Origin of the sequence: Actinoplanes sp. KI2 (assembly GCF_025630775.1) — a bacterium.
In the GTDB taxonomy this organism is placed as follows: Bacteria; Actinomycetota; Actinomycetes; order Mycobacteriales; family Micromonosporaceae; genus Actinoplanes.
Genome location: NZ_JAOSZE010000085.1, coordinates 1 through 20,859, shown reverse-complemented (window position 1 = coordinate 20,859; position 20,859 = coordinate 1). Strand labels below are relative to the sequence as shown.

The 20,859-nt window shown below is 70.5% G+C and carries 17 protein-coding genes and 2 pseudogenes; 5 read left to right on the top strand and 14 right to left on the bottom strand.

The window, feature by feature from the left end; genetic code table 11:
• Positions 1-505, top strand: a 505-nt coding sequence (locus ODJ79_RS45570; RefSeq protein WP_263029999.1) for an SLC13 family permease, incomplete at its 5' end; no start/stop codon positions are given.
• A 4-nt stretch (positions 506-509) separates the two neighbouring features.
• Here ODJ79_RS45570 and ODJ79_RS45565 read toward each other — a convergent pair.
• From ODJ79_RS45565 to ODJ79_RS45500, 14 genes and pseudogenes are all read right to left on the bottom strand, one after another.
• Positions 510-956, bottom strand: a complete 447-nt coding sequence (locus tag ODJ79_RS45565) for a CBS domain-containing protein (RefSeq protein WP_263029998.1) — start codon at positions 954-956, stop codon at positions 510-512.
• A 115-nt stretch (positions 957-1,071) separates the two neighbouring features.
• The gene (locus tag ODJ79_RS45560; RefSeq protein ID WP_263029997.1) at positions 1,072-1,746 is read right to left on the bottom strand and encodes a response regulator; all 675 of its coding nucleotides are present in this window, start codon (positions 1,744-1,746) and stop codon (positions 1,072-1,074) included.
• A complete protein-coding gene (locus ODJ79_RS45555) occupies positions 1,743-4,397 on the bottom strand; it encodes an ATP-binding protein (RefSeq protein ID WP_263029996.1) in 2,655 nt (884 codons plus the stop codon). Before ODJ79_RS45555 ends, ODJ79_RS45560 begins: the two co-directional genes overlap by 4 nt.
• Before the next feature lie 33 nt (positions 4,398-4,430).
• On the bottom strand, positions 4,431-5,333 hold the full coding sequence (locus ODJ79_RS45550; RefSeq protein WP_263029995.1) for a potassium-transporting ATPase subunit C: 903 nt from the start codon (positions 5,331-5,333) through the stop codon (positions 4,431-4,433).
• A 13-nt stretch (positions 5,334-5,346) separates the two neighbouring features.
• Positions 5,347-7,506, bottom strand: a complete 2,160-nt coding sequence (gene kdpB / locus ODJ79_RS45545; protein ID WP_263029994.1) for a potassium-transporting ATPase subunit KdpB — start codon at positions 7,504-7,506, stop codon at positions 5,347-5,349.
• Between the two features lie 9 nt (positions 7,507-7,515).
• A complete protein-coding gene (gene kdpA, locus ODJ79_RS45540) occupies positions 7,516-9,174 on the bottom strand; it encodes a potassium-transporting ATPase subunit KdpA (RefSeq protein ID WP_263029993.1) in 1,659 nt (552 codons plus the stop codon).
• Positions 9,174-9,263 carry a K(+)-transporting ATPase subunit F gene (kdpF, locus tag ODJ79_RS45535; RefSeq protein ID WP_263029992.1) on the bottom strand — a complete coding sequence of 30 codons (90 nt, stop codon included), beginning with the start codon at positions 9,261-9,263 and terminating at the stop codon, positions 9,174-9,176. The genes kdpA and kdpF overlap by 1 nt, the downstream gene beginning before the upstream one ends.
• A complete protein-coding gene (locus ODJ79_RS45530) occupies positions 9,260-9,430 on the bottom strand; it encodes a hypothetical protein (RefSeq protein ID WP_263029991.1) in 171 nt (56 codons plus the stop codon). The genes kdpF and ODJ79_RS45530 overlap by 4 nt, the downstream gene beginning before the upstream one ends.
• A gap of 12 nt (positions 9,431-9,442) precedes the next feature.
• A complete protein-coding gene (locus ODJ79_RS45525) occupies positions 9,443-9,883 on the bottom strand; it encodes a hypothetical protein (RefSeq protein ID WP_263029990.1) in 441 nt (146 codons plus the stop codon).
• 247 nt (positions 9,884-10,130) lie between these two features.
• On the bottom strand, positions 10,131-10,814 hold the full coding sequence (locus ODJ79_RS45520) for a response regulator (RefSeq protein ID WP_263029989.1): 684 nt from the start codon (positions 10,812-10,814) through the stop codon (positions 10,131-10,133).
• Positions 10,811-12,208, bottom strand: coding sequence for a sensor histidine kinase (locus ODJ79_RS45515; protein WP_263029988.1), 1,398 nt, complete (start codon positions 12,206-12,208; stop codon positions 10,811-10,813). Before ODJ79_RS45515 ends, ODJ79_RS45520 begins: the two co-directional genes overlap by 4 nt.
• A complete protein-coding gene (locus ODJ79_RS45510; RefSeq protein ID WP_263029987.1) occupies positions 12,205-14,178 on the bottom strand; it encodes an APC family permease in 1,974 nt (657 codons plus the stop codon). The genes ODJ79_RS45515 and ODJ79_RS45510 overlap by 4 nt, the downstream gene beginning before the upstream one ends.
• Before the next feature lie 332 nt (positions 14,179-14,510).
• Positions 14,511-14,729, bottom strand: a pseudogene (locus ODJ79_RS45505) (ATP-binding cassette domain-containing protein); the annotation flags it as partial.
• Between the two features lie 471 nt (positions 14,730-15,200).
• Entirely contained in the window at positions 15,201-16,142 is a 942-nt protein-coding gene (locus tag ODJ79_RS45500) for a sodium:calcium antiporter (RefSeq protein ID WP_263029986.1), read from the bottom strand.
• Positions 16,143-16,880: 738 nt separating this feature from the next.
• Between ODJ79_RS45500 and ODJ79_RS45495 the strand changes: the two genes are divergently transcribed.
• The 4 genes and pseudogenes from ODJ79_RS45495 to ODJ79_RS45480 all read left to right on the top strand — a co-directional run.
• The gene (locus ODJ79_RS45495; protein ID WP_263029985.1) at positions 16,881-17,354 is read left to right on the top strand and encodes a nitroreductase family deazaflavin-dependent oxidoreductase; all 474 of its coding nucleotides are present in this window, start codon (positions 16,881-16,883) and stop codon (positions 17,352-17,354) included.
• A gap of 90 nt (positions 17,355-17,444) precedes the next feature.
• Complete coding sequence (locus ODJ79_RS45490) at positions 17,445-17,642, top strand: hypothetical protein (protein WP_263029984.1); 198 nt, start codon at positions 17,445-17,447, stop codon at positions 17,640-17,642.
• Positions 17,639-19,675 (top strand): serine hydrolase domain-containing protein, encoded by a 2,037-nt coding sequence (locus ODJ79_RS45485; RefSeq protein ID WP_263029983.1) that lies wholly within the window; start codon positions 17,639-17,641, stop codon positions 19,673-19,675. The genes ODJ79_RS45490 and ODJ79_RS45485 overlap by 4 nt, the downstream gene beginning before the upstream one ends.
• Positions 19,676-19,822: 147 nt before the next feature.
• Positions 19,823-20,573 (top strand): annotated as a pseudogene (locus ODJ79_RS45480) (IS5 family transposase); the annotation flags it as partial.
• Positions 20,574-20,859 lie beyond the last annotated feature (286 nt).

The window sequence follows — 20,859 nt, the reverse complement described above, 5'->3', positions numbered from 1 at the left end:
AGCGCTGTCCCGGCTGGATGCCGAGGAGGTCGCCCGGGACGTGGAGTGGCCGACGCTGATCTTCTTCGCCGGGCTGTTCGTGATGGTCGGCGCGCTGGTCGACACCGGGGTGATCGACAAGATCGCGCACGCCGCGACCGGCGCGGTCGAGGGCGAACTGTGGCCCGCGACGCTGTTGCTGCTGTGGGCGTCCGCCGGCCTGTCGGCCATCGTCGACAACATCCCGTACGTGGCGACGATGAGCCCGATCGTCGCCGAGCTCGTCGACCGCTCGGGTGGTCTGGGCAAGGCCCAGGTGCTGTGGTGGGCGCTCGCCATCGGCGCCGACTTCGGCGGCAACGCCACCGCGGTCGGCGCGTCGGCCAACGTCGTCGTGCTCGGGATCGCCGCCCGGGCCGGACACCGGATCAGGTTCTGGGAGTTCACCAAGTACGGGCTGATCGTCACGATCGTCTCGGTGGCGCTCGCCGTGCCGTACCTCTGGCTGCGGTTCTTCGTCTTTTGACTCCTCAGGTGCCCAGCACCCGGTCGAGCAGGCCGTCGAGGGTGATGACACCGGTCATCACCGACGCGGCGTCGACCACGGCGACCAGCGGCACGTTCGCCCGGGCCATCACGGCGGCCACCTCCAGCAGGGTCGCGTCGCCGCTGACCGCGGGAAGCTCGGGGCGCCGGCGGGGCAGCAGGTCGGCGACCGTGCGCTCGCCGATACCCGCCAGGATCACGTCCGCGGCCGCCTCGTCTATCACTCGGGCCAGGGCCGGGTCATCTTGGCAGTACGAGGGCAGCGCCATCCGCAGCACCTGGGTGCCGGCCAGAACCGTCACCGGCCGGCCGTTGGCGTCGATCACGACCAGCCCGGGCAGGTCTTGGGCGGCGAGCAGCCGGGCCGCGTCACGGGCCGGGGTCTGCTCGGTCACGGTGCTCATGGTCGTGGAAACGTCCGCGGCGCGCATGCATCGACACTACGACGGTCCTGGGGATTTTCCGGGAGGCCGTACGCCGACCCACTGTCCCGGCGCGGGTTGGTGAGGCCGTGGCGTAGGGACGCCGGCCGATGGCGCTCAGCGGTCATGGTTGGAAGCGGTATCCGATTCCTGTCTCGGTGAGCAGGTAGCGGGGGTGGGCCGGTTGCGGCTCGAGCTTGTGCCGCAGATGTTTCATGTGCTGGCGCAGGTGGTCGCTCTCGGCGCGGTACGTCGGTCCCCACATCTGTTGCAGTTGTCGTTGGCTGACGAGTTTGCCGGGATTGCGGACCAGCACGTCGAGCAGTTGCCACTCGACTGGTGTCAGCTGCACGCTCGTGCCGTCCTCGGCGCTGATCACGTGTTCGGCGATGTTGACCGTGTACCGGCCGATGGTCACGGTGAACGCGGTGTCGGCGCCGGTCGTTGGGTGCGTGACTGCTCTGATGCGCGCGAGTAGTTCTTGCACGCTGAACGGTTTGGTGACGTAGTCGTCGGCGCCGGCGTCGAGAGCGTCGAGCTTCTGCCGGCTGTCGAGGCGGCCGGACACGACGATGATGGGCACCGGGGTCCAGGATCGTAGCCTGCGAATGACCTCGACGCCGTCGATGTCGGGCAGGCCCAGGTCGAGGATGATGAGGTCGGGGTGGGCGGTGGCGGCGGTGCGCTGGGCGTCGGCGCCGTTCGTGGCGGTGATGACCTCGTACTGCCGGGCGTTGAGGGTGATGCGCAGGGCGCGCAGGATCTGTGGTTCGTCGTCGACGATGAGCACCTTGGTCACGGTGGTGTCTTCCCGTGCGGTGGGGGATGGCCGGGGTGGGTCTCGCCGCTGTGCCAGTGGTCCACGCGGTCGAGGATGGCCTGGTCGGCGGCCTGGCCGGGGCTGCCGGCGGCCTCGATGGTGGGCAGGCTGATGGTCATGGTGAGCCCGCCGCCGGGGGTGGTGTCGGGGGAGATCGTGCCGCCCATGGCTTCGACGAGGCCGCGGGAGAGAGCGAGCCCGAGGCCGACGCCGGTGTCGTTGTCGCGGTCGCCGAGGCGTTGGAACGGCTGGAAGATGCGGTCCCGGTCGGCGGCGGGCACGCCGGGGCCGTGGTCGATGACGCGGATCTCGACGTTGCCGCTGTGCTCGCTGGCGTTGACGATGGGTGGTTGGCCGGGTGGGCTGTGCCGCAGCGCGTTGGTGAGCAGGTTGACCAGTGCCCGTTCGAGCAGCGCGGGGTCGGCGTTGATCTCGGAGAGGTCGTCGGATACGTGAATGTCTATCTCGTGGCCGTCGTCGCCGAGGTCGTCGACGGCGCGCGGGATGACGTCGGCGACGCTGGTGGGCTGTGGAGCCATGGCCAGCGCGCCGGCCTGCAGGCGGCTCATGTCGAGCAGGTTGTCGACCAGGCGGTGCAGGCGGTGCAGGGAGTGGTCGGCGGTGTCGAGCAGTTCGGCCCGGTCGGTGTCGTCGAGCTTGACGTCGGCGCTGCGCAGCGTGTCGACGGCGGCTTTGGCCGAGGCCAGGGGCGTGCGCAGGTCGTGGCTGACCGCCGACAGCAGCGCGGTGCGCAGTCGGTCGACCTCGGAGAGCTGCCCGGCCGTTGCGGCTCGTTCCTCGAGGCGTTCCTGGCGCAGGGCGACCGCCGCTTGAGCGGCGAACGCCTCGACGACCCGTCGGTCGGCCGCGGCCAGGGGATGTCCGCGAAGCACCAGCGACACGTCGTCGTCGATGAGGACCTCGGTGTCGCCCTGGCCGGGTGTCGTGCATGGCTGGTCGCCGACGGCCGCGGCGACGTGCCAGGCGGCGGGGTCGTGGCGCAGGTCGGGTCCGGCGCCGGCGTCGGGTCGTCGTTCCAGCATGGTGACGCCGGTCAGTTGGAAGGTTTCGCGGACCTGGTCGAGCAGGGCGGGCAGTGGCCGGCTGCCGCGCAGGACGCTGCCGGCGACGGTGGACAGTGTTTCGGCCTCGGCGCGCGCGCGGGCTGCCTCGCGGGTACGCCGGGCGGCGAGGTCGACCACGGTGCTGACGGCGACGGCGACCAGCAGGAACACGGCGAGGGCGAGCAGATTTTCCTTCTCGGCGATCGTCCAGGTGTGGATCGGCGGGACGAAGAACCAGTTGATCAGCAGGAATGCGGTGATCGCGGCGGTCAATGCCGGGTAGAGGCCGCCGACGAGGGCGATGGTCACGACGGCGGCGAGGTAGAGCAGGATGTCGCTGGGCAGCGAGAGCTGGGCGCGGGTGCCGGTGAGGGCGGCGGTGAGGGCCGGCAGGCCGAGTGCGGTGAGCACGAACCCGGCGATGCGCCGGCCGGCGGTCAGGCCGCGGGTGGCGGTGATGCCGGGGCGTCGGCGGCGGGCCTCTTCGTGCGTGACCAGGTGCACGTCGATCGGGCCGGAATCGGCGGTGGTGGTCACGCCGACGCCGGGGGCGAAGATCTGCGCCAGCCGGCCGCGGCGGCTGGCGCCCAGGACCAGTTGGGTGGCGTTGACGCCGCGGGCGAAGTCGAGCAGGGCAGCGGGGATGTCGGTGCCGACCACCTGGTGGTAGGTGCCGCCGAGGTTCTCCAGGAGCATGCGCTGGCGGGCGAGGTGGGCGGGGCTGCTGTTGGCGGCCAGGCCGTCGTTGCGGGCAATGTGGACGGCGAGCAGGTCGGCGCCCTTGGTGCGGGCGGTGATGCGGGCCGCCCGCCGGACGAGGGTGTCGCCTTCCGGGCCTCCGGTCAGGGCTACCACGACGCGTTCCCGGGTTTCCCAGGTGTGCGTGATGTGGTGTTCGGTGCGGTAGCGGTCGAGTTGGTCGTCCACCTTGTCGGCCACCCACAGCAGTGCGAGTTCTCGCAGGGCGGTGAGGTTGCCGACGCGGAAGTAGTTGCCCAGGGCCGCGTCGATCTTGTCGGGTTGGTAGATGTTGCCGTGCGCCATCCTGCGGCGCAGCGCTTCGGGCGCCATGTCGACCAGTTCGATCTGGTCGGCCTGGCGCACGATCGCGTCGGGCACGGTCTCCCGCTGGGGCACGCCGGTGATCTGCTGCACGACGTCGTTGAGCGATTCCAGGTGCTGGACGTTGACGGTGGTAATCACATTGATGCCGGCGTCCAGCAGGGTTTCGACGTCCTGCCAGCGTTTCGCGTTGGCCGCCCCGGGCACGTTGGTGTGTGCCAGCTCGTCGACCAGCGCCACCTGCGGGTTGCGGGCGAGGATCGCGGCCAGGTCCATCTCGGTGAATGCGGTGCCGCGGTAGTTGATCGCCTGTCGGTTGATGATCTCCAGGCCGTCGACCAGCGCTTCGGTGTGTTTTCGGCCGTGGCATTCAACGAACCCGACGACGACGTCGGTGCCGCGTTCCTGGCGCCGGCGACCTTCCTCGAGCATCTTGTAGGTTTTGCCGACTCCGGGCGCGGCTCCGAGGTAGACGCGAAGCTGTCCACGGGTCCGGGTCGTCATCGTCACCTCCTGCGCCTCGAGGGCCGTCGGATGTCAGCTGCGGGCGGGGTATGTGCGGTCCAGGTCGATGTTGAGCTGCACCACATTGACGCTTGGCTCGCCCATGAACGCCAGCGCCCGGCCGGTGGTGTGTGCGTCGATCAGCTCGCGCACCTTGGCGACGTCGATGCCGCGGGCCCGGGCGATGCGCGGCGCCTGCAGGGATGCGTAGGCCGGGCTGATGGACGGGTCGAGACCGGAGCCGCCGGCGGTGACCGCGTCGGCGGGCACGGCCGGTGTTGGCGGGGCGTCGCCGCGGATCGGGGTGACGACGGCCTTGCTGTAGTCCTCGCCGTACGTCGCGCATTCCACGGTCTTGCCTTGGTAGGTGGCCAGGAAGGGGGTGGCGGGGCATGGTTCGTTGAGACTGACGACCCGGGTGACCGCGCCCGTGATGCCGTGGCGGCGGAACACGCCGAGCACCGCGCCGACCCCGCCCGGGGTGCAGTACGGGCGGCCGCCGTCCACGCCCTCGCGCTCGCCGATCGCCCTGCTGCGGGCGCAGACCTGGGTGAGCAGGCTCAGCTTGGCGTTGGCGTCGCTGGCGCCGGCCGCGGTCAGCGCCGGGTCGGGCAGGGTGTCGACGATGCTTTCCGGGCCGAGGTTGGACGCGGCGGTGGCGGTCGGGTCGTACCCGTCGCCGGCCGCTGACGGTCGGCTCTGGAAGTATTGCGGCAGTGGGCGGCCGGCGGGGTCGGTGAAGGCTTGCCCGAGGACGGCGCTGGCGACCGTCGTGTCGCCGACGGTGATCAGCGAACCGTCGGCGTGGTGCTTCAGGCCGGGCAGCTGTGCGAAGGCCAGGATCGTGAGCGGATAGATCAGCCCGGTGAGGACGGTCAGGGCGAGCAGCGTCCGCAGCGCAGCCAGGTGCTGGTTCAGCCATGCCGGAAGTCGCATCACAATGCCTTCCTCAGATACCGGGGATGAACTGGATGAGCAGGTCGATGAGCTTGATGCCGGCGAACGGGGCGACGATGCCGCCGGCGCCGTAGACCAGCAGGTTGCGCCGGAGCATCGCGGCGGCCGAGGAGGGGGTGTACTGCACGCCGCGCAGAGCGAGCGGGATAAGAGCGACGATGACCAGCGCGTTGAAGATGACCGCGGACAGGATCGCCGAGGCGGGGCTGTGCAGGCGCATGATGTTGAGGGTGTCCAGTCCGGGGTACACGGCGGCGAACATCGCCGGGATGATGGCGAAGTACTTGGCGATGTCGTTGGCGATGGAGAAGGTGGTCAGCGCGCCGCGGGTGATCAGCAACTGTTTGCCGATCTCCACGATCTCGATCAGCTTGGTCGGGTCGGAGTCGAGGTCGACCATGTTGCCGGCCTCCTTGGCGGCCGACGTGCCGGTGTTCATCGCCACGCCGACGTCCGCCTGCGCCAGCGCCGGCGCGTCGTTGGTGCCGTCGCCGGTCATCGCGACCAGCCGGCCACCCTCCTGTTCGGTCTTGATCAGGGCGAGCTTGTCCTCCGGTTTGGCCTCGGCGAGGAAGTCGTCGACGCCCGCCTCCTCGGCGATCGCGCGGGCGGTCAGCGGGTTGTCCCCGGTGATCATGACGGTGCGGATGCCCATCCGGCGCATCTCGCCGAAGCGTTCCCGCATGCCGGACTTGACCACGTCCTTGAGGTGGATCACGCCGAGCGCCCGGGCGGGCTCGCCGTCGGCGTGCTCGGCGACCACCAGTGGGGTGCCGCCGGAGGCGGAGATGCCGTCGACCAGCGGGCCGATGTCGTCGGTGGGGTGCCCGCCGTGGTCGCGGACCCATTTCATTACCGCGGTCGCGGCGCCCTTGCGGATGCGCCGGCCCGGGAGGTGGCCGTCGGCGGCGATGTCGATGCCGGACATGCGGGTTTGTGCGGTGAATTCCACCCAGGTGGCGTGCGCCAGTTCGCCGGGGTGCCGCTCGCGCAACCCGTACGCGGTCTTGGCGTAGACCACCACGGAACGGCCCTCGGGTGTCTCGTCGGCCAGGCTCGACAGTTGCGCGGCATCGGCCAGCACCAGGGGTGTCACGCCGTCGACGGCGAGGAATTCACTGGCCTGCCGGTTGCCGAGGGTGATCGTGCCGGTCTTGTCCAGCAACAGGGTGTTGACGTCGCCGGCGGCCTCCACGGCCCGGCCGGACATGGCCAGGACGTTGCGCTGCACGAGCCGGTCCATGCCGGCGATGCCGATGGCCGACAGCAGGGCCCCGATGGTGGTGGGGATCAGGCACACCAGCAGGGATACCAGCACGATGCCGGTGACCCCGTCGGGGCCGAGCGCGAGGCTGTCCGGGGCGGCCGGATTGTGCGACTTGGCGAAGATCGCCAAGGGCTGCAGCGTGGCGACGGCCAGCAGAAAGATGATCGTCAGGGCGGCGAGCAGGATGTTCAATGCGATCTCGTTGGGGGTCTTCTGCCGGTTGGCGCCCTCGACCAGGGCGATCATCCGGTCGATGAAGCTCTCACCCGGCCGCTGGGTGATCCGCACGACGATCCGGTCGGAAAGCACCTTCGTGCCGCCGGTGACCGCGGACCGGTCGCCGCCGGACTCCCGGATCACCGGCGCGGACTCGCCGGTGATGGCCGACTCGTCGACGCTGGCGATGCCCTCGACCACGTCGCCGTCGCCCGGAATGATCTGACCCGCCTCGACGACGACGATGTCGCCCAGCTGCAGGTCGGTGGCCGGCACCTGCTCTTCGCCGGGGTCGCGGGCGCCCGGTGTCCAGCCGACCAGACGCCGGGCGGTGGTGTCGCGCTTGGCCCGCCGCAGCGTGTCGGCCTGCGCCTTGCCGCGGCCCTCGGCGACCGCTTCGGCGAGGTTCGCGAACACCACCGTCAGCCACAGCCAGATCGTGGTCAGCCAGGCGAACACGCTCGGTTGCGCTACGGCGAGCACGGTGGTGAACACGGAGCCGACCTCGACGATGAGCATGACGGGGTTGCGCCACAGCGTCCGGGGGTCCAGCTTGCGCAGCGCGTCCGGACCGGACCTCCACAGCTGGGCCGGATCGAGCAGGCCTCCGCCGACCCGGCGTGGCCGTTCTGCGCCGGCCGCGGGAGCCTCGGCGGTGGTAACGGACATGGGGTCCTCCTACAGGCCTTCAGCCAGCGGGCCGAGCGCGAGCGCGGGCAGGAACGTCAGCGCGACGAGGATGACCGTGACACCGACGAGCATGCCGACGAACAGCGGCTGGTACGTCTTGAGCGTGCCGGTCGAAGCCGGGACTGGCTGCTGCTGGGCCAGCGAGCCGGCCAGCGCGAGCGCGAAGACCATCGGCAGGAACCGGCCCAGCAGCATGCACAGTCCGAGCGCGGTGTTGTACGGGGCGCTGCTGACGGTGAGACCGGCGAACGCCGAGCCGTTGTTGTTGGACGCTGACGTGAACGCGTACAGCACCTCGGAGAAGCCGTGCGGGCCGGTGTTGAGCATCCCCGCCCTGCCCCACCCGCTGGCCATCGCCACCCCGGTGCCGACCAGCACGAGCACGGGCGTGGTCAGGAAATACAGGGAGGCGAGCTTGACCTCGCGGGCGCTGATCTTCTTGCCGAGGTACTCCGGGGTCCGCCCGACCATCAGCCCGGCGATGAACACCGTCAGCACCGCCAGGATCAGCATGCCGTACAGGCCGGAGCCGGTGCCGCCGGGCGCGACCTCGCCGAGCATCATGTTGAGGATCGTGACGCCGCCGCCCAGCGCGGTGTAGGAGTCGTGGAACGAGTTCACCGACCCGGTCGAGGTCAACGTGGTGGAGGCGGCGAAGGTCGCCGAGTCGAACACCCCGAACCGGGTCTCCGTGCCCTCGGTGGACGCGCCGACCGCCTCCGGCACGGTCCCACCGTGGGCGCCTTGCAGCACGTTGATCGTGACGATGCTGCCGATCGCCAGGACGGCCATCGCGGCGAGGATCGCGTATCCCTGCCGGTTGCTGGCGACCATGCGGCCGAAGGTACGGGGGAGGCTGAACGAGATCACCAGCAGCAGGAAGATCTCCAGCCAGTTCGTCCAGGTGGTCGGATTCTCGAACGGGTGCGACGAGTTCGCGTTGTAGAAACCACCGCCGTTGGTGCCCAGTTCCTTGATCGCCTCCTGGGACGCGACCGGGCCACCGGTGATGTGCTGGGTCGCGCCGGCCAGGGTGTGCAGGTCGGTGCCGCCGGACAGGTTCTGGATGGCGCCGCCGGCGATCAGGACGATGGCGGCCACGACAGACATCGGCAACAGCACCCGCACGACGATGCGCACCAGATCCACCCAGAAGTTGCCCAGCTGATCGGTGCGGCTGCGGGCGAAGCCGCGCACCAGCGCCACCGCCACCGCCACACCGGCCGCCGCGGAGACGAAGTTCTGCACCGCGAGCCCGGCCATCTGCACCAGGTGACCCATCGTGGACTCGCCCGCGTACCACTGCCAGTTGGTGTTGGTGGTGAAGCTGACCGCGGTGTTCCACGACCCGGACGGGAAAACGCCCGGCAGGCCCAGCGACAGCGGAAGCCAGTGCTGCACCCGCAGCAACGCGTACAGGAACAGGACCGACACCGCCGAGAACGCCAGCACGCTGCGCGCGTACACGCCCCAGGATTGCTCACCGTCGGGGTTGACCCCGCACACCCGATACAGCGCCCGCTCGGCCCGCAGATGCCGGTCTGAGGACACCACCCGGTACATGTAGTCACCCAGCGGCCGGTACGCCACCGCCAGTGCCAGCACCAGTGAGCCGATGAAGACGGCACCCGCCGCCGCGCTGCTCATCAGAACCGCTCCGGGAAGATCAGGGCCACCACCAGAAACGCTGTCAGCGCCACCGCGAGGACCAGTCCGACGAGATTTTCCGCGCTCACAGCCGTTCCACCGCCCGCACCGCCAGCGACAGCAACGCGAACAGCGCCACCGTCAACAGCACGTACGCCACATCGGCCACCACGGCACCTCCTCGTACTCTTGCGCTGCCCGGGTACTCGCGCGGGCGGCGGCCGAAAGTCCCGCGTCGTCCTGCGCGGCCAGGCACCGCCACGTGTATTTACGGCTCGTCAAAGGCGCGTCGCGCCTGCTGACCGGACTGTCGGCCGGGGCCGCCGAGCGCAGCGATTCCGGCCAGGCGTCCCGGCCGCAGGCCTGCGACCCGCGGCGCCTCCGCGGCGAGCAGGTGCCGCACCGGCCGCCAGCGGCGCCGGTTGCGCAGCCCACGCCGGAGCTGGGCGATGATCATGCCAAGGGCGACGGCGCCGAGCAGACCGGCCGCGAACCGGTCGTCGACCGGAGCGCGCCAGCGCAGCTCACCGAGGCGGTTGATCAGAAAGCCGTTGCCGGTCGCCCAGGCGATCAGCGCCACCCCGGCCGCCGCCCGGCTGTCGCCCGCGACGGCGGTGAACAGCAGGACGGCCGCCGCCAGCACCCCCACCCGCTCACTCACCGTGTCGGTCAGCAGCGCCATCACCATCGCGGTGACGGTCACCGCCACGACGCCACCGGCCAGTGTCAGACCGGCCGGCGTACGTTCACCGGCTGCAAGCCCACGCCGTCTCGCCACACCCGTCGCCTCCCGAGGAATCGGTTCCGGCAGCCAGTCAACGTCCGCCCACCGCGGTCGGCGGCGTTCTTAACGGCTTCTTGATGGCGCGCGGTCGAATCTTGACGGGATGGCTACGCGGCGACGCGGCCCGTGCCGTGGCGGGTGACGGCGGGCGGGCCGGTATCCGCGGCGCGGCTCATTGGTCGTCGGGGAGGAATCGGTAGCCCAGGCCGGGCTCGGTGCGCAGGTATCGCGGCTTGGCGGGATCGGGTTCGATCTTGCGGCGGAGGTTTCCCAGATGTACCCGCAGGTAGCTGGTCTGGGACTCGAACTTGGGTCCCCATACCTCGTTCAGCAGTTGCTGGTGGGTGACGAGCCGGCCGGCGTTACGGACGAGGATTTCCAGCAGATGCCATTCGGTGGGCGTCAGCCGGGCCTCCCCGGTGCGGGTCGTGACTCGTCGGGCCGCCAGGTCCACCGTGAACGCGGCAGTGGAGACGACCGGCTGATCGGTGGTGGGGGTGGTGCGGCGCAGCGCCGCGCGAACCCGCGCCAGGAGTTCCCCCATGCCGAAGGGTTTGGTGATGTAGTCGTCGGCGCCCGCGTCCAGGGCGTTGATCTTCGTCGGTTCGCCGTGCCGTGCGGACAGCACGATGATCGGCACGCCGGACCAGCCGCGCAGCGCGGTGACGACGTTGATGCCGTCCATGTCCGGCAGGCCGAGGTCGACGATGGCCAGGTCCGGTGGGTGGTTGGCGGCCAACTCCAGGGCGGTGCGGGCATCGCCTGCCGACCGGACGTCGTGGCCGCTGGCGGACAAGGTGATGTGCAGGGCCCGCAACAGTTGCCGGTCGTCGTCGACGACGAGAATGCGACTCATGGGCGGTCACCGGCCACCGGAACGCTGATGACCATGGTGAGGCCTCCGCCAGGGGTGTCGGCCGGGGTGATGGTGGCGTCCATGGCGTCGAGGAAGCCCTGCGCGATGGCCAGGCCGAGGCCGAGGCCGCCGTCGGCGGTGCGGTCGTCGAGTCGTTGAAACGGTTGAAAGATCCGCTGCCGGTCGCTCGGGGCCACGCCGCGGCCATGATCGACGATGTGCAGCTCGACCCGGCCCTCGACGGCCCGGCCGATCACCTCGACGGCGCTGCCGGGTGGGCTGGCGCGGTGGGCGTTCGCGATCACGTTGGCGACGGCGCGTTCCAGCAGGCCGGGGTCCGCGTGCACGAGGGGCAGGTCGTCGGGGACGTCGACGGTCGTACGCGCCGCCGGAAGAGACAGCAGCGCGGCCGCGGCGACCTCGCCGATCGCGACCGGCAGCGGGTGCACACTGATCGCGCCGGCGTGCAGCCGGCTCATCGCGAGCAGGTTCTCCACGAGGGCGTCCAACCGGTCGGCGGACTCCTCCACGGTGGCCAGCAGCTCGGCGCGCTGCTCGCCGGTCAGGGCCAGGTCGGTCTGCCGCAGGCTGGACACGCCGGCCTTGATCCCGGCCAGCGGGGTTCGCAGGTCGTGACCCACCGCGGTCAGCAGCGCCGTGCGGAGCCGGTCGATCTCGGCCAGTTCCCGGGCGGCGGCGGCCTCGGCGGCCAGCCGTTCGGCCTGCAGCGTACGGGCGGCGGCGGCTGCGAGCCGGCTCAGGAAGCGAGGGTCCGGGGCGAACAGCGGCGGCCCGTCGACGACCAGGCTGAGTCCCTCGCCGGCGGGCACGGAGAGCACCGGGTTCGCCGAGGGCCGGGATCCGACCATGGCGACCACCTGCTGGCCGCCGGCGCTGTCGGTTTCGAGCAGGGCCGCGCCGTCCATGTGCAGCGTGTCCCGCAAGTGCGTGAGCAGCTGGCTCAGCGAGCCCTCGCCGACCGGCGCGGCGCTGATGCGGGCCAGCAGTTCCGACTCGATGCTGGTGCGGGCGGCGGCGGCGCGCTGCCGGGCGGCCAGGTCGACCGCGACCGCGACGGTACCGGCCACCGCCACGTACACCAGCAGGGTGATGACGTTGTCGCGGTGCTCGACGGTGAAGGTGTGGTACGGCTGGACGAGGAAGAAGTTGACCAGCAGGTCGGAGGCCAGCGCGGCGGCCAGGGCGGGCCACAGACCGCCGACAACGGCGACCGCCACGACCACGGCCAGGTACAGCAGAACCATGCTGGCCAGGGCAAGCTGGGCCCGGTGGGCCACCAGCACGGCGGTCAGAGCGGCCAGCCCGACCGCGCCGAGCACCGTGCCGGCGAGGGCTCGGGTGCGGCCGGGTCGTACGGGTGGTGCCGTCGTCACGTCCGTACGGTATCCGCCGGCAGCCGCGGCTCGGCGGTGACCGCGCGAGCATCCGCGTGGCCGGGGTCCAGCTGCCATGGCACGCTGGTGACCATCACGTTGCGCTGGAACAGCAGCCGGGCCTTGAGCCGCAGCGCGGACTGGTTGTGCAGCAGATGTTCCCACCATCGGCTGACCACGTACTCGGGGATGTACACCACGATCAGATCGCGGGGATGATCATGGTGCACCCCGGCGACGTACTCGAGCACCGACTCGGTCAGGTCCCGGTAGGGGGCCTCGACGACCGTCAACGCGACCGGGATGCCCCGATCGTTCCATTCGTCCTGCAGGTTCCGGACGTCGTCGGGCGTGATCGCCGCGGTGAGCGCGGTCAGCGTGTCCGGGCGGGTGGCCCGCGCGTACGCCAGCGCCCGCAGGGTCGGCCGGTGCAGTTGCGAGACCAGGACGACCGCGTGAATGCGGCTGGGCAGCACCATCCCGCCCGGTTCGGGAGCCAGTTGGGCGGCCACCCGGTCGTAGTGGCGGCGGATCGCCCGCATCATCACGAACAGCAGCGGGATCGCGATGACGACCAGATACGCCCCGTGGGTGAACTTGGTGATCGTCACGACGATCAGCACCAGGCCCGTGAAGACCGCTCCGAACGCGTTGATGAGACGCGAGCGGTGCATCCGCCGACGGTCGAGGCGGTCGTGCCGGGTGAGCAGGGCCCGGTTCCAGTGCCGGACCATGCCGGTCTGCGACAGCGTGAACGAGGTGAACACGCCCAGGATGTACAGCTGGATCAACGCGGTCACCGACCCCTGGTACAGCCAGATCAGCCCACCGGCGACCACGGCCAGCAGCACGATGCCGTTGGAGAAGGCCAACCGGTCACCACGGGTATGCAGCTGACGGGGCAGATACCGGTGCTGGGCCAGGATCGATCCGAGCAGCGGAAACCCGTTGTACGCGGTGTTCGCGGCCAGGATGAGGATGAGCGCCGTCGCCGCCTGAATGTAGTAGAACATGATCGAATGGGCGCCGCCGAACACCGCGGCGGCCAGTTGGGCGATGATCGTGCGTTGCGCGCTGGTCGCGCAGTCGCCCGGGAAGCCGATCAGATCGCAGGTGTTCTCGACGTACCGGACATGCGTCAGCAACGCCAGCGCGGTGATGCCCGAGAACATCGTGATCGACAGCAATCCCATCAGGCCCATCGTGCGGGCCGCGTTCTCCGACTTCGGCGGCCGGAACGCCGGCACGCCGTTGGAGATGGCCTCCGCACCGGTCAAGGCCGTGCATCCGGAGGAGAACGCGCGCAGGGCCAGCAACACCAGCGCGATCCCAGTCAACCCGACATGGTCGGGCTCGGGCGTGATCTGCCAACCGGCGCTTTCCGGAACCGGCGGGTGCCCCGCCAGCATCTCGGCGAAGCCGACCGCGATCAGGATGAGCACACCGACGACGAACAGGTAGGTCGGCACGGCGAAGACCCGCCCGGACTCTCGCACGCCGCGCAGGTTCATCGCGGTCAACAGCGCCACGAACCCCAGATTCAGCAGGACGCGATAAGCGTTCAGCTCCGGCGCCGCGGAGATGATGTTGTCGACCCCCGCGGCGACGGACACCGCCACGGTCATCACGTAGTCCACCAGCAACGCCGCCGCGACCACCAGCCCGGCGCCGGCGCCGAGGTTGCGCGAGGCAACCTCGTAGGACCCACCACCACTGGGGTACGCGTGGATGACCTGCCGATAGGACAGCACCACCACGGCCAGAAGCACCACAATGGCGACCGCGATCCACGGTGCCATGGACAGGTATGCCATCCCGCCCAGCGTCAGGATGAGAAGGATCTCCTGGGTGGCGTACGCGACCGACGACAGCGGGTCGCTCGCGAAAACCGGCAACGCGATCCGCTTCGGCAGCTGCTGCTCGCCGAGCCGATCACTGCGGATACGCCGGCCGACCACCAGCCGCTTCATCGAGCCCCACACCGGGCCAGCCCAACCGATACACCGGCCGAATGGAGGAATCTTCGGCGAGTCTTCACACACAACCCGGCCATCTATACGACTTCTTTATCCCACGCCCCGGCTGACCGCGGTCCGTCAGTCGGGTAGAGCCGCGCGGGTGGCTGCTGCGCCACCCTGCCGTTCCCATGATCCGGAGACTCCGTGCTGCTGCTCTGCTTCGCCGTGGTCCTGCTGCTGGCCGTGTTCTCCGCCGGTCAGCCGCGGCCACAGGGCCACATCGGCCGGTACGTACGCCAGGGACCGATGGGCGGCCACGTCCAGGGCATCGACGCCGAAGACGCGGCGTGCCCGGCGGTCGGCCGGGCCAGGCCGAGCAGCATGCGGATCGTGGTCGACTTGCCGGCGCCGTTAGGGCCGAGGAACCCGAACACCTCACCCGCGGCCACGTCGAGGGTGAGATCGTCGACGGCGGTCAACCGCCCGTACCGCTTGGTGAGGTGGACAGCGCTCAGTGCGACAGAGTCCAGGGCAGCAGTGCCCTTCTGGTCGGAAACGATCATGACCGCCGACCAGACTTCCCGGCACACCTGCCGCTCACCGTACTCCCAGGCTGCCAAGTGCGGGAAGCTCTGCTCGGGCACTGGTCCGAGCCGGTTGCCGCCCTGAGTCGTTGCTCTGCGAGCTGCGTCAGCAGCATCCGCGGTGGCGTGCCCGGCCCATCGTCCACGAAATCAGTACCACCCAGCGGCTGCTCGAGGCGGTTCGCTCGGCTACGGCTCTGGAATCGGTCCCGGGGCGAGGTTGACCGGGTCGGGTTCGGTGCCGGCGTACGAGTTATGGGACCGGTGTTCATGGGCGCGCATCACGGGCCAAATGTGGCAGGCAAGATGCCGGTCCGGTCGCCGGTTCACTCCTTGGTGAGTGACGCCTCCCGCAACTCGTTCTGCCCAGGAAGGCGCGGTGGCCGAAGTGGCCGGTCCGCTGGTGACAGTCGGCGGACCGACGGGTGCGGGCCTTGAGGAGGTGCCGGATCAGACAAGTGCCGGCAAGGTGGTCACGTAAACGGCGAGAAGCAGGGCCGCCTCCGGCCGGGTGACGCGCCCGCCGCGGACCAACACCGCCCACGCCAGCATGGCGACCAGCACCATCAGGCCCAGGATCGGCCACCTCACCCCGGCGCCACCGGCACCACCGGCCAGGCCGACCACGGCTCCGCCGAACAGCGCGTTGAACAGGTTGCTGCCCAACAGGTTCCCGACCAGCAGATCGCTCTCCCCCCGACGCTGCGCCTGAATCGCCGTGACCAGCTCCGGCACGGAGGTGCCGATGGCCACCAGGGTGAACCCGACGATCACCTGTGGTGCGCCCAGCCGGTCCGCCAGTGCCGCGGCCTTCGTCACTAGCAACTCGGCGCCGGCAAGCGTCCCGGCCAGACCGGCCACGGTACGGGTGGCCTCCCAGCCGAGCGGGTGTCGCCGCCCGTCCCGGAGAAACTCGTCCACCTCGGCCGGCATCTCGGGTCCGGACTCCCGCCGCGCCTGCCGTACCAGCAGCACCAACGCGGCCACCCCGGCCAGCCCCAGAAGCACGCCGAGGACCGGATCCAGACCCCGCCACACCGCGAGTGCGAACCACGTGACCGCCCCGACCGCCAGCGGCGCCTCCCGGCGTACGACCGTGGCGTGCACGACGACCGGCGCCATCAGCGCGGCGGTACCGAGGATGAGGGTCACGTTCACCACATTGGAACCGACCAGGTTGCCGACCGCCAGGCCCGCGTCCCCGCGGGCGGCGGCCAGCCCCGAGACGAGGAACTCCGGCGCGCTCGTCCCCAGCCCGATGACCACGACGCCCACCACCACCGGCGAGAGCCGCAACCGCCGGGCAACCCGGCTGGCGCCGAGCACGAGATGATCGGCCGCGACCGCGAGGACCAGGAGCCCTGCCGCGGCCAGCAGAACAAGGCTGACCATGCCCCTCCCGACGCCAGGAAATCCGGCCTGCGTTGCCGACCGTTCGGCGCCTCAGCGTAGGCAACTTATGCCAGCCCGGCAGGCCCAGCGCCGCGCCGGACGGACAAGGGAGGATGGTGCGCAGCTGAGGACGGGTCGCGGATCTTCTTGTGCGTCGCGTGCGGCGGGACCGAACTCTGGACCGTCGCGCTGCCACATCGTTCCTCTTGCTACCGGCCTTCCGGAACGGCTGAGCCGGCCCTGTCCAAGGCCCGGCGAACCGTCCCGTCCGGCCGGGCCTTGCGGCCATGGCCGCGTCCGTGTCTTCCGGCCCGCGATCGGGGGCGGACCAGGGTGGCCCACGGCACTCCTTCGTCAAATCTTGGTCGTACGCCCGCCGGGACGTTCGTGGTGGCGAGCAGGGTGAGGGTGTGCCGGGCCTGCGGTAGGGCGCGGAGCCAGTCGGTCGGCGGCTCGGCGCTCGCCCATAGCCCAAGGTGAGCTCGCCGCCGCCGAGGAGCGCTGTGATGCCCAGGAACCCGAGCATGCCGATCGTCGTCGGCGCCGCCGCCGGTCTCGGCCGCGCCCCAGCGTCGCGTTCCCACCAATGTTGTCAGCGTCCGCGCGGCGCGCCTGACCGACACGGCAGAAGAACCTGATCGGCCGGCCGATGGGCCGATCGGCGGAAGGCCATGGCCTTCGGCACTGGGTGGGCCGGCGTCCCCCTCGTAGGGTGATGCCAAAGCCGAGGAGGTCGTCATGTCGGTAGAGCGGAAAACGAGCGCGCCGTGGCTGCCGCCACGCTGGTTCATCCGGCTCGCCTGGTCGGTGCACCGGGGCCTGTATCGGCTGACAGGCGGCAGGCTGGGCCTGCGGCGGCCTCGTCCCGGCCACTGGGGAACGTTGCGGCTGACCACCGTCGGGCGCCGGACCGGCCGCAGCCGCAGCGTGCTCCTCGCGTACTTCGAGGACGGCCCGGATCTGGTCTCGCTGGCGATGAACGGCTGGGGCGGGCCGGAGCCGGCCTGGTGGCTCAACCTGCGGGATCGTCCGGATGCGACCGTCGACCTGCCCGGTGGACGGCGACTCGTCCGGGCGTACGCCGCGACGGGTGACGAGCGTTCCCGGTTGTGGGCCCGGTGGCGCGAGATCGACCCGAAACTGGACGCGTACGCGGCGTTGCGACCGGCGGAGACGGCCGTGGTGGTGTTCGCACCCCGGTCCGAGGACTGATCGTCGCGGCCGGCCCGGCGGGACGAACGACCCTCCCGGTCCGGCCCGGCGCGAGAGCAGAGTGGAGACATCCGGGAAGGAGGCCCTTCGATGACCGGCAACGTCCGGCGTCGCGGGTCCGGACGCGCCGGCGGCGGCGACGCCGTCTACGGGCTCGGACTGATCGGCGCGCTGGTCTGGTACATCGGACAGGCCGACGGCTTCTGGCCCGGCGTGCTCGGCGTTCTCAAGGCGCTCGTGTGGCCCGCCTTCGTCGTGTACGACCTGTTGCGGTTCCTGGCGGGATGACCATCGTCCGGAAGGTTCTTCAGCCGGTGCCGGCGATGGGTCGTTCCATGGTCAAGCGTGGATGGGCTGGCACGGCGATCGCCGCCGTGGTCGCCGCCCTGGTGGCGATGGTCGTGGCACCATCCGCCGCGGCGCCGGCCGTGCGCTTCGACGGGGCCACCGCCGTAGTGGCGCGCTATCGGGCCGAGATCCCCCGGCTCATGGCGCGTGAGCACATCCCGGGCCTCGCCGTCGCCGTGGTCGACGGCGAGCGGGTGGTGTGGCAGCAGGGGTTCGGCTATACCGATCGCGATCGGCGTACGCCCATCACTGCCGATACCCTCTTCAGCGTCCAGTCGATGTCGAAGATCTTCACCGCCACGGCCGTGATGCTGGCGGTCCAGGCCGGTCGCCTCGACCTCGATGTGCCGATCACGAGGTACCTGCCCGGCTTCACGGTGCACAGCGCCTTTGAGCCGCGTCCGGAACGGCGGATCACGCTGCGGATGCTGCTCAGCCACACCGCGGGCCTCACCCACGAGGCCCCGGTCGGGAACAACTACGAGCCGGAACCCGGTGCCTTCGAAGAGCACGTCCGCAGCATTTCCGACACCTGGCTGCGGTTCCCGGTGGGGACCGGATACGCGTACTCGAATCTCGGGATCGACCTCGCCGGATACATCCTTGAACAGGTCACCGGCGAGCCCTTCCCAGTCGTCGTTCGTGACTCGCTCCTGGTGCCGTTGCACATGGATCGCAGCACGTTCGACCGCTCCCAGGTGCACGCCACGGCCGACCGCGCGGTCGGCCATGCCGGCGACCCCGTGCCGGCGCCGGTGGACATCCCGATGACGGCGGCCGGCGGATTGTGGAGCAGCGCGGCGGACCTCGCCCAGTTCCTGAGGTTCCAACTGGGTGAGGGCACGATCGGCGGTCACCGGGTGCTGGCCGCCCCGCTGATGCGGGAGATGCGGACGGTCCCGGCGCCGGACGCCGGAGCGCCGGCCGGGTACGCGCTCGGTGTGGCCCGGACCCGATGGCGGGCCGGCCAGTACCTGGACCTGTTCAGTCACGGCGGCGGGGGGTACGGCTTTCTGTCCGACCTGTGGTGGCTCCCGCAGCTTCAGCTCGGCATCGCCGTGCTCACCAACTCCGCCGAGCATCACCTGCAGGGCACACTTGCCCTGGGCATCCTCCATGATCTGGTGACCGAGCCGGGCAGCCCGTATCGCGACCGGCTGCACGCTCTCCCCACCCAGTCCGATGTGGTGGAGCCCGACACGCACTTCGTTCCGCCCCAGGATCTGGCCGATCGGATCTCGGCCGTCGCACTGCCGGCCTCCGCCGCGCAGTCCGCCCGCTGGGCGGGTTACCCCGAGTGGTACCGGACCGGCCGCCGGGGCGCGATGAGCCCCAGCACGCCGCCGTCCCGGTTCCACGTCGAGTCGGGGGTGCCGTACTTCGACGCCGCCGAGGACGGAACGCCGGTGCGGCACCGGCTGACCGAATTCCGGCCGGGCCTGTTCCTGGCCGACAACGGGGAATTCCTCGACCTGCGCGGGCCGCCGGTCCGGTGGCGCGGGCTCAATCTCAACCCGGTCGGCAACGGTCCGCGCCCGCTGCAATGGACGTTGCTCGTCGTCGTGGCGGTCGTGGCGGCCGGGTGGCTCGTGGCCGCCGGTGCTACGGTCGTGCGCCAGCGGGCCCGCGCCCGCCCGGCCGCGTCCCTCGGCGACCGCCTCGGCCGGCGCGCGGCCGCCGTCGTCGCGGCTCTGGGGGCGCTCGCCGCCCTGGCTACCGTGGCCGCGATCGGCCGGCTGCCCGGCCTGGTGGATGTCGGATTCCTCGGCTGGATGGCGTGGCCGCTACCGCTGCGCCTCGCCTTCCGTCTGCCGCTGGCCGTGGCCGTTCTGGCCGTGAGCCTGGCGGTGCTGGTGACAGCCGGCGTCCTGCGGCATTGGTGGGTCACTCGGGTCCGGCCGCTGGACGCGGCGCTGGCGGGCGCCTTGATCGCTTTGGCGGCCCAGTTGGCGTCGTGGCAACTGGTCGCCTAGCCTAGTCGCCTGATCAGTGATCGGATTTGCTGCTAGGCCGTGTTTCGTAAGGCCGCGTCGATGTTGCGGCGTGGCGGTGGTCGATAACTGAAGAGGTCTCCGGTAGTCGGTTCAGCGACCAAGCTAGAACTTCACACCGGAGACCTCGTGCCGAGCGTAGCGGCAGCGAGGCGACACGACCTGACCGACGTGCAGTGGGCGGTGCTGCAGCCGCTGCTGCCTGCGGGAACGGGTCATGCTCGGCCGCGCAGATGGACCATGAGAGCAATCATCGACGGGATCCGGTGGCGGGTCCGGACCGGTTCACCGTGGCGGGATGTGCCTGCGGTGTACCCGCCGTGGCAGACGCTGTATCGGTGGTTTCGGCGGTGGCAGCGTGATGGTGTCTGGGCGCGGATCCTGGCTTTGTTGCAGGCCCGCGCGGACGCGGCCGGGTTGATCGGCTGGACCGTGAGCGTCGACTCGACCATCAGCCGTGCCCACCAGCACGCGGCCGGCGCCCGCCGCGACGGTCACGGGCAGAAGGAGCCGCCTGGCGGCGTGCAGGCCGAGCCGGCAGACTACGGCCTCGGCCGATCGAGGGGCGGCTGGACCACCAAGACCCATCTGGCCTGCGAACAAGGCCGCAAACTGATGGCCATGGTGGTGACCGCCGGACAGCGCGGCGACAGCCCGCAGTTCATCCCGATGCTGGCCAAGGGTACGGGTGGCCCGAGCCGAGGGTGGCCGGCCACGGACCCGGCCCGACACGGTGCTGGCCGACAAGGCCTACACGTCCAAGGCCAACCGGGCACACCTGCGATCCCGTGGCATCCGGGCCTGTATTCCAAGCAAGACCGATCAAGACGCGCACCGCAAGGCCAAAGGTTCGAAGGGCGGCCGTCCACCGGCGATCGAACGCCGCGGCTGGCTGTAGGTGGCCCGACGGCCCATTGTGGTACGCCAGCAGTACGACGGAGACGTGAGCACCGGGGCAGCGGCCGGCGCTGCCGCCGACGGGCCGACTCGGCGAGGGCGGATCAAATAGGCCCTGGCGACGGGAGCAGGTCCTCGAGCGGATCCATCTGCCCCGCGAACGGGCGACTTCCGGCCCTGGAATCCCGATAGGCAACCGAGAAACGTTGAGTGTGGTGATTCGTATTCTTTCGGGAGGTCACCATGCGACTTCCACGTTTCCCCCGCAT

Coding starts and splice junctions, on each gene's coding strand:
- ODJ79_RS45565 (WP_263029998.1), bottom strand. CDS start 956: ATGCGCGCCGCGGACGTTTCCACGACCATGAGCACCGTGACCGAGCAG.
- ODJ79_RS45490 (WP_263029984.1), top strand. CDS start 17,445: ATGACCGGCAACGTCCGGCGTCGCGGGTCCGGACGCGCCGGCGGCGGC.
- ODJ79_RS45550 (WP_263029995.1), bottom strand. CDS start 5,333: ATGCGACTTCCGGCATGGCTGAACCAGCACCTGGCTGCGCTGCGGACG.
- ODJ79_RS45495 (WP_263029985.1), top strand. CDS start 16,881: ATGTCGGTAGAGCGGAAAACGAGCGCGCCGTGGCTGCCGCCACGCTGG.
- ODJ79_RS45555 (WP_263029996.1), bottom strand. CDS start 4,397: ATGACGACCCGGACCCGTGGACAGCTTCGCGTCTACCTCGGAGCCGCG.
- kdpB (WP_263029994.1), bottom strand. CDS start 7,506: ATGTCCGTTACCACCGCCGAGGCTCCCGCGGCCGGCGCAGAACGGCCA.
- ODJ79_RS45510 (WP_263029987.1), bottom strand. CDS start 14,178: ATGAAGCGGCTGGTGGTCGGCCGGCGTATCCGCAGTGATCGGCTCGGC.
- ODJ79_RS45500 (WP_263029986.1), bottom strand. CDS start 16,142: ATGGTCAGCCTTGTTCTGCTGGCCGCGGCAGGGCTCCTGGTCCTCGCG.
- ODJ79_RS45485 (WP_263029983.1), top strand. CDS start 17,639: ATGACCATCGTCCGGAAGGTTCTTCAGCCGGTGCCGGCGATGGGTCGT.
- kdpA (WP_263029993.1), bottom strand. CDS start 9,174: ATGAGCAGCGCGGCGGCGGGTGCCGTCTTCATCGGCTCACTGGTGCTG.
- ODJ79_RS45520 (WP_263029989.1), bottom strand. CDS start 10,814: ATGAGTCGCATTCTCGTCGTCGACGACGACCGGCAACTGTTGCGGGCC.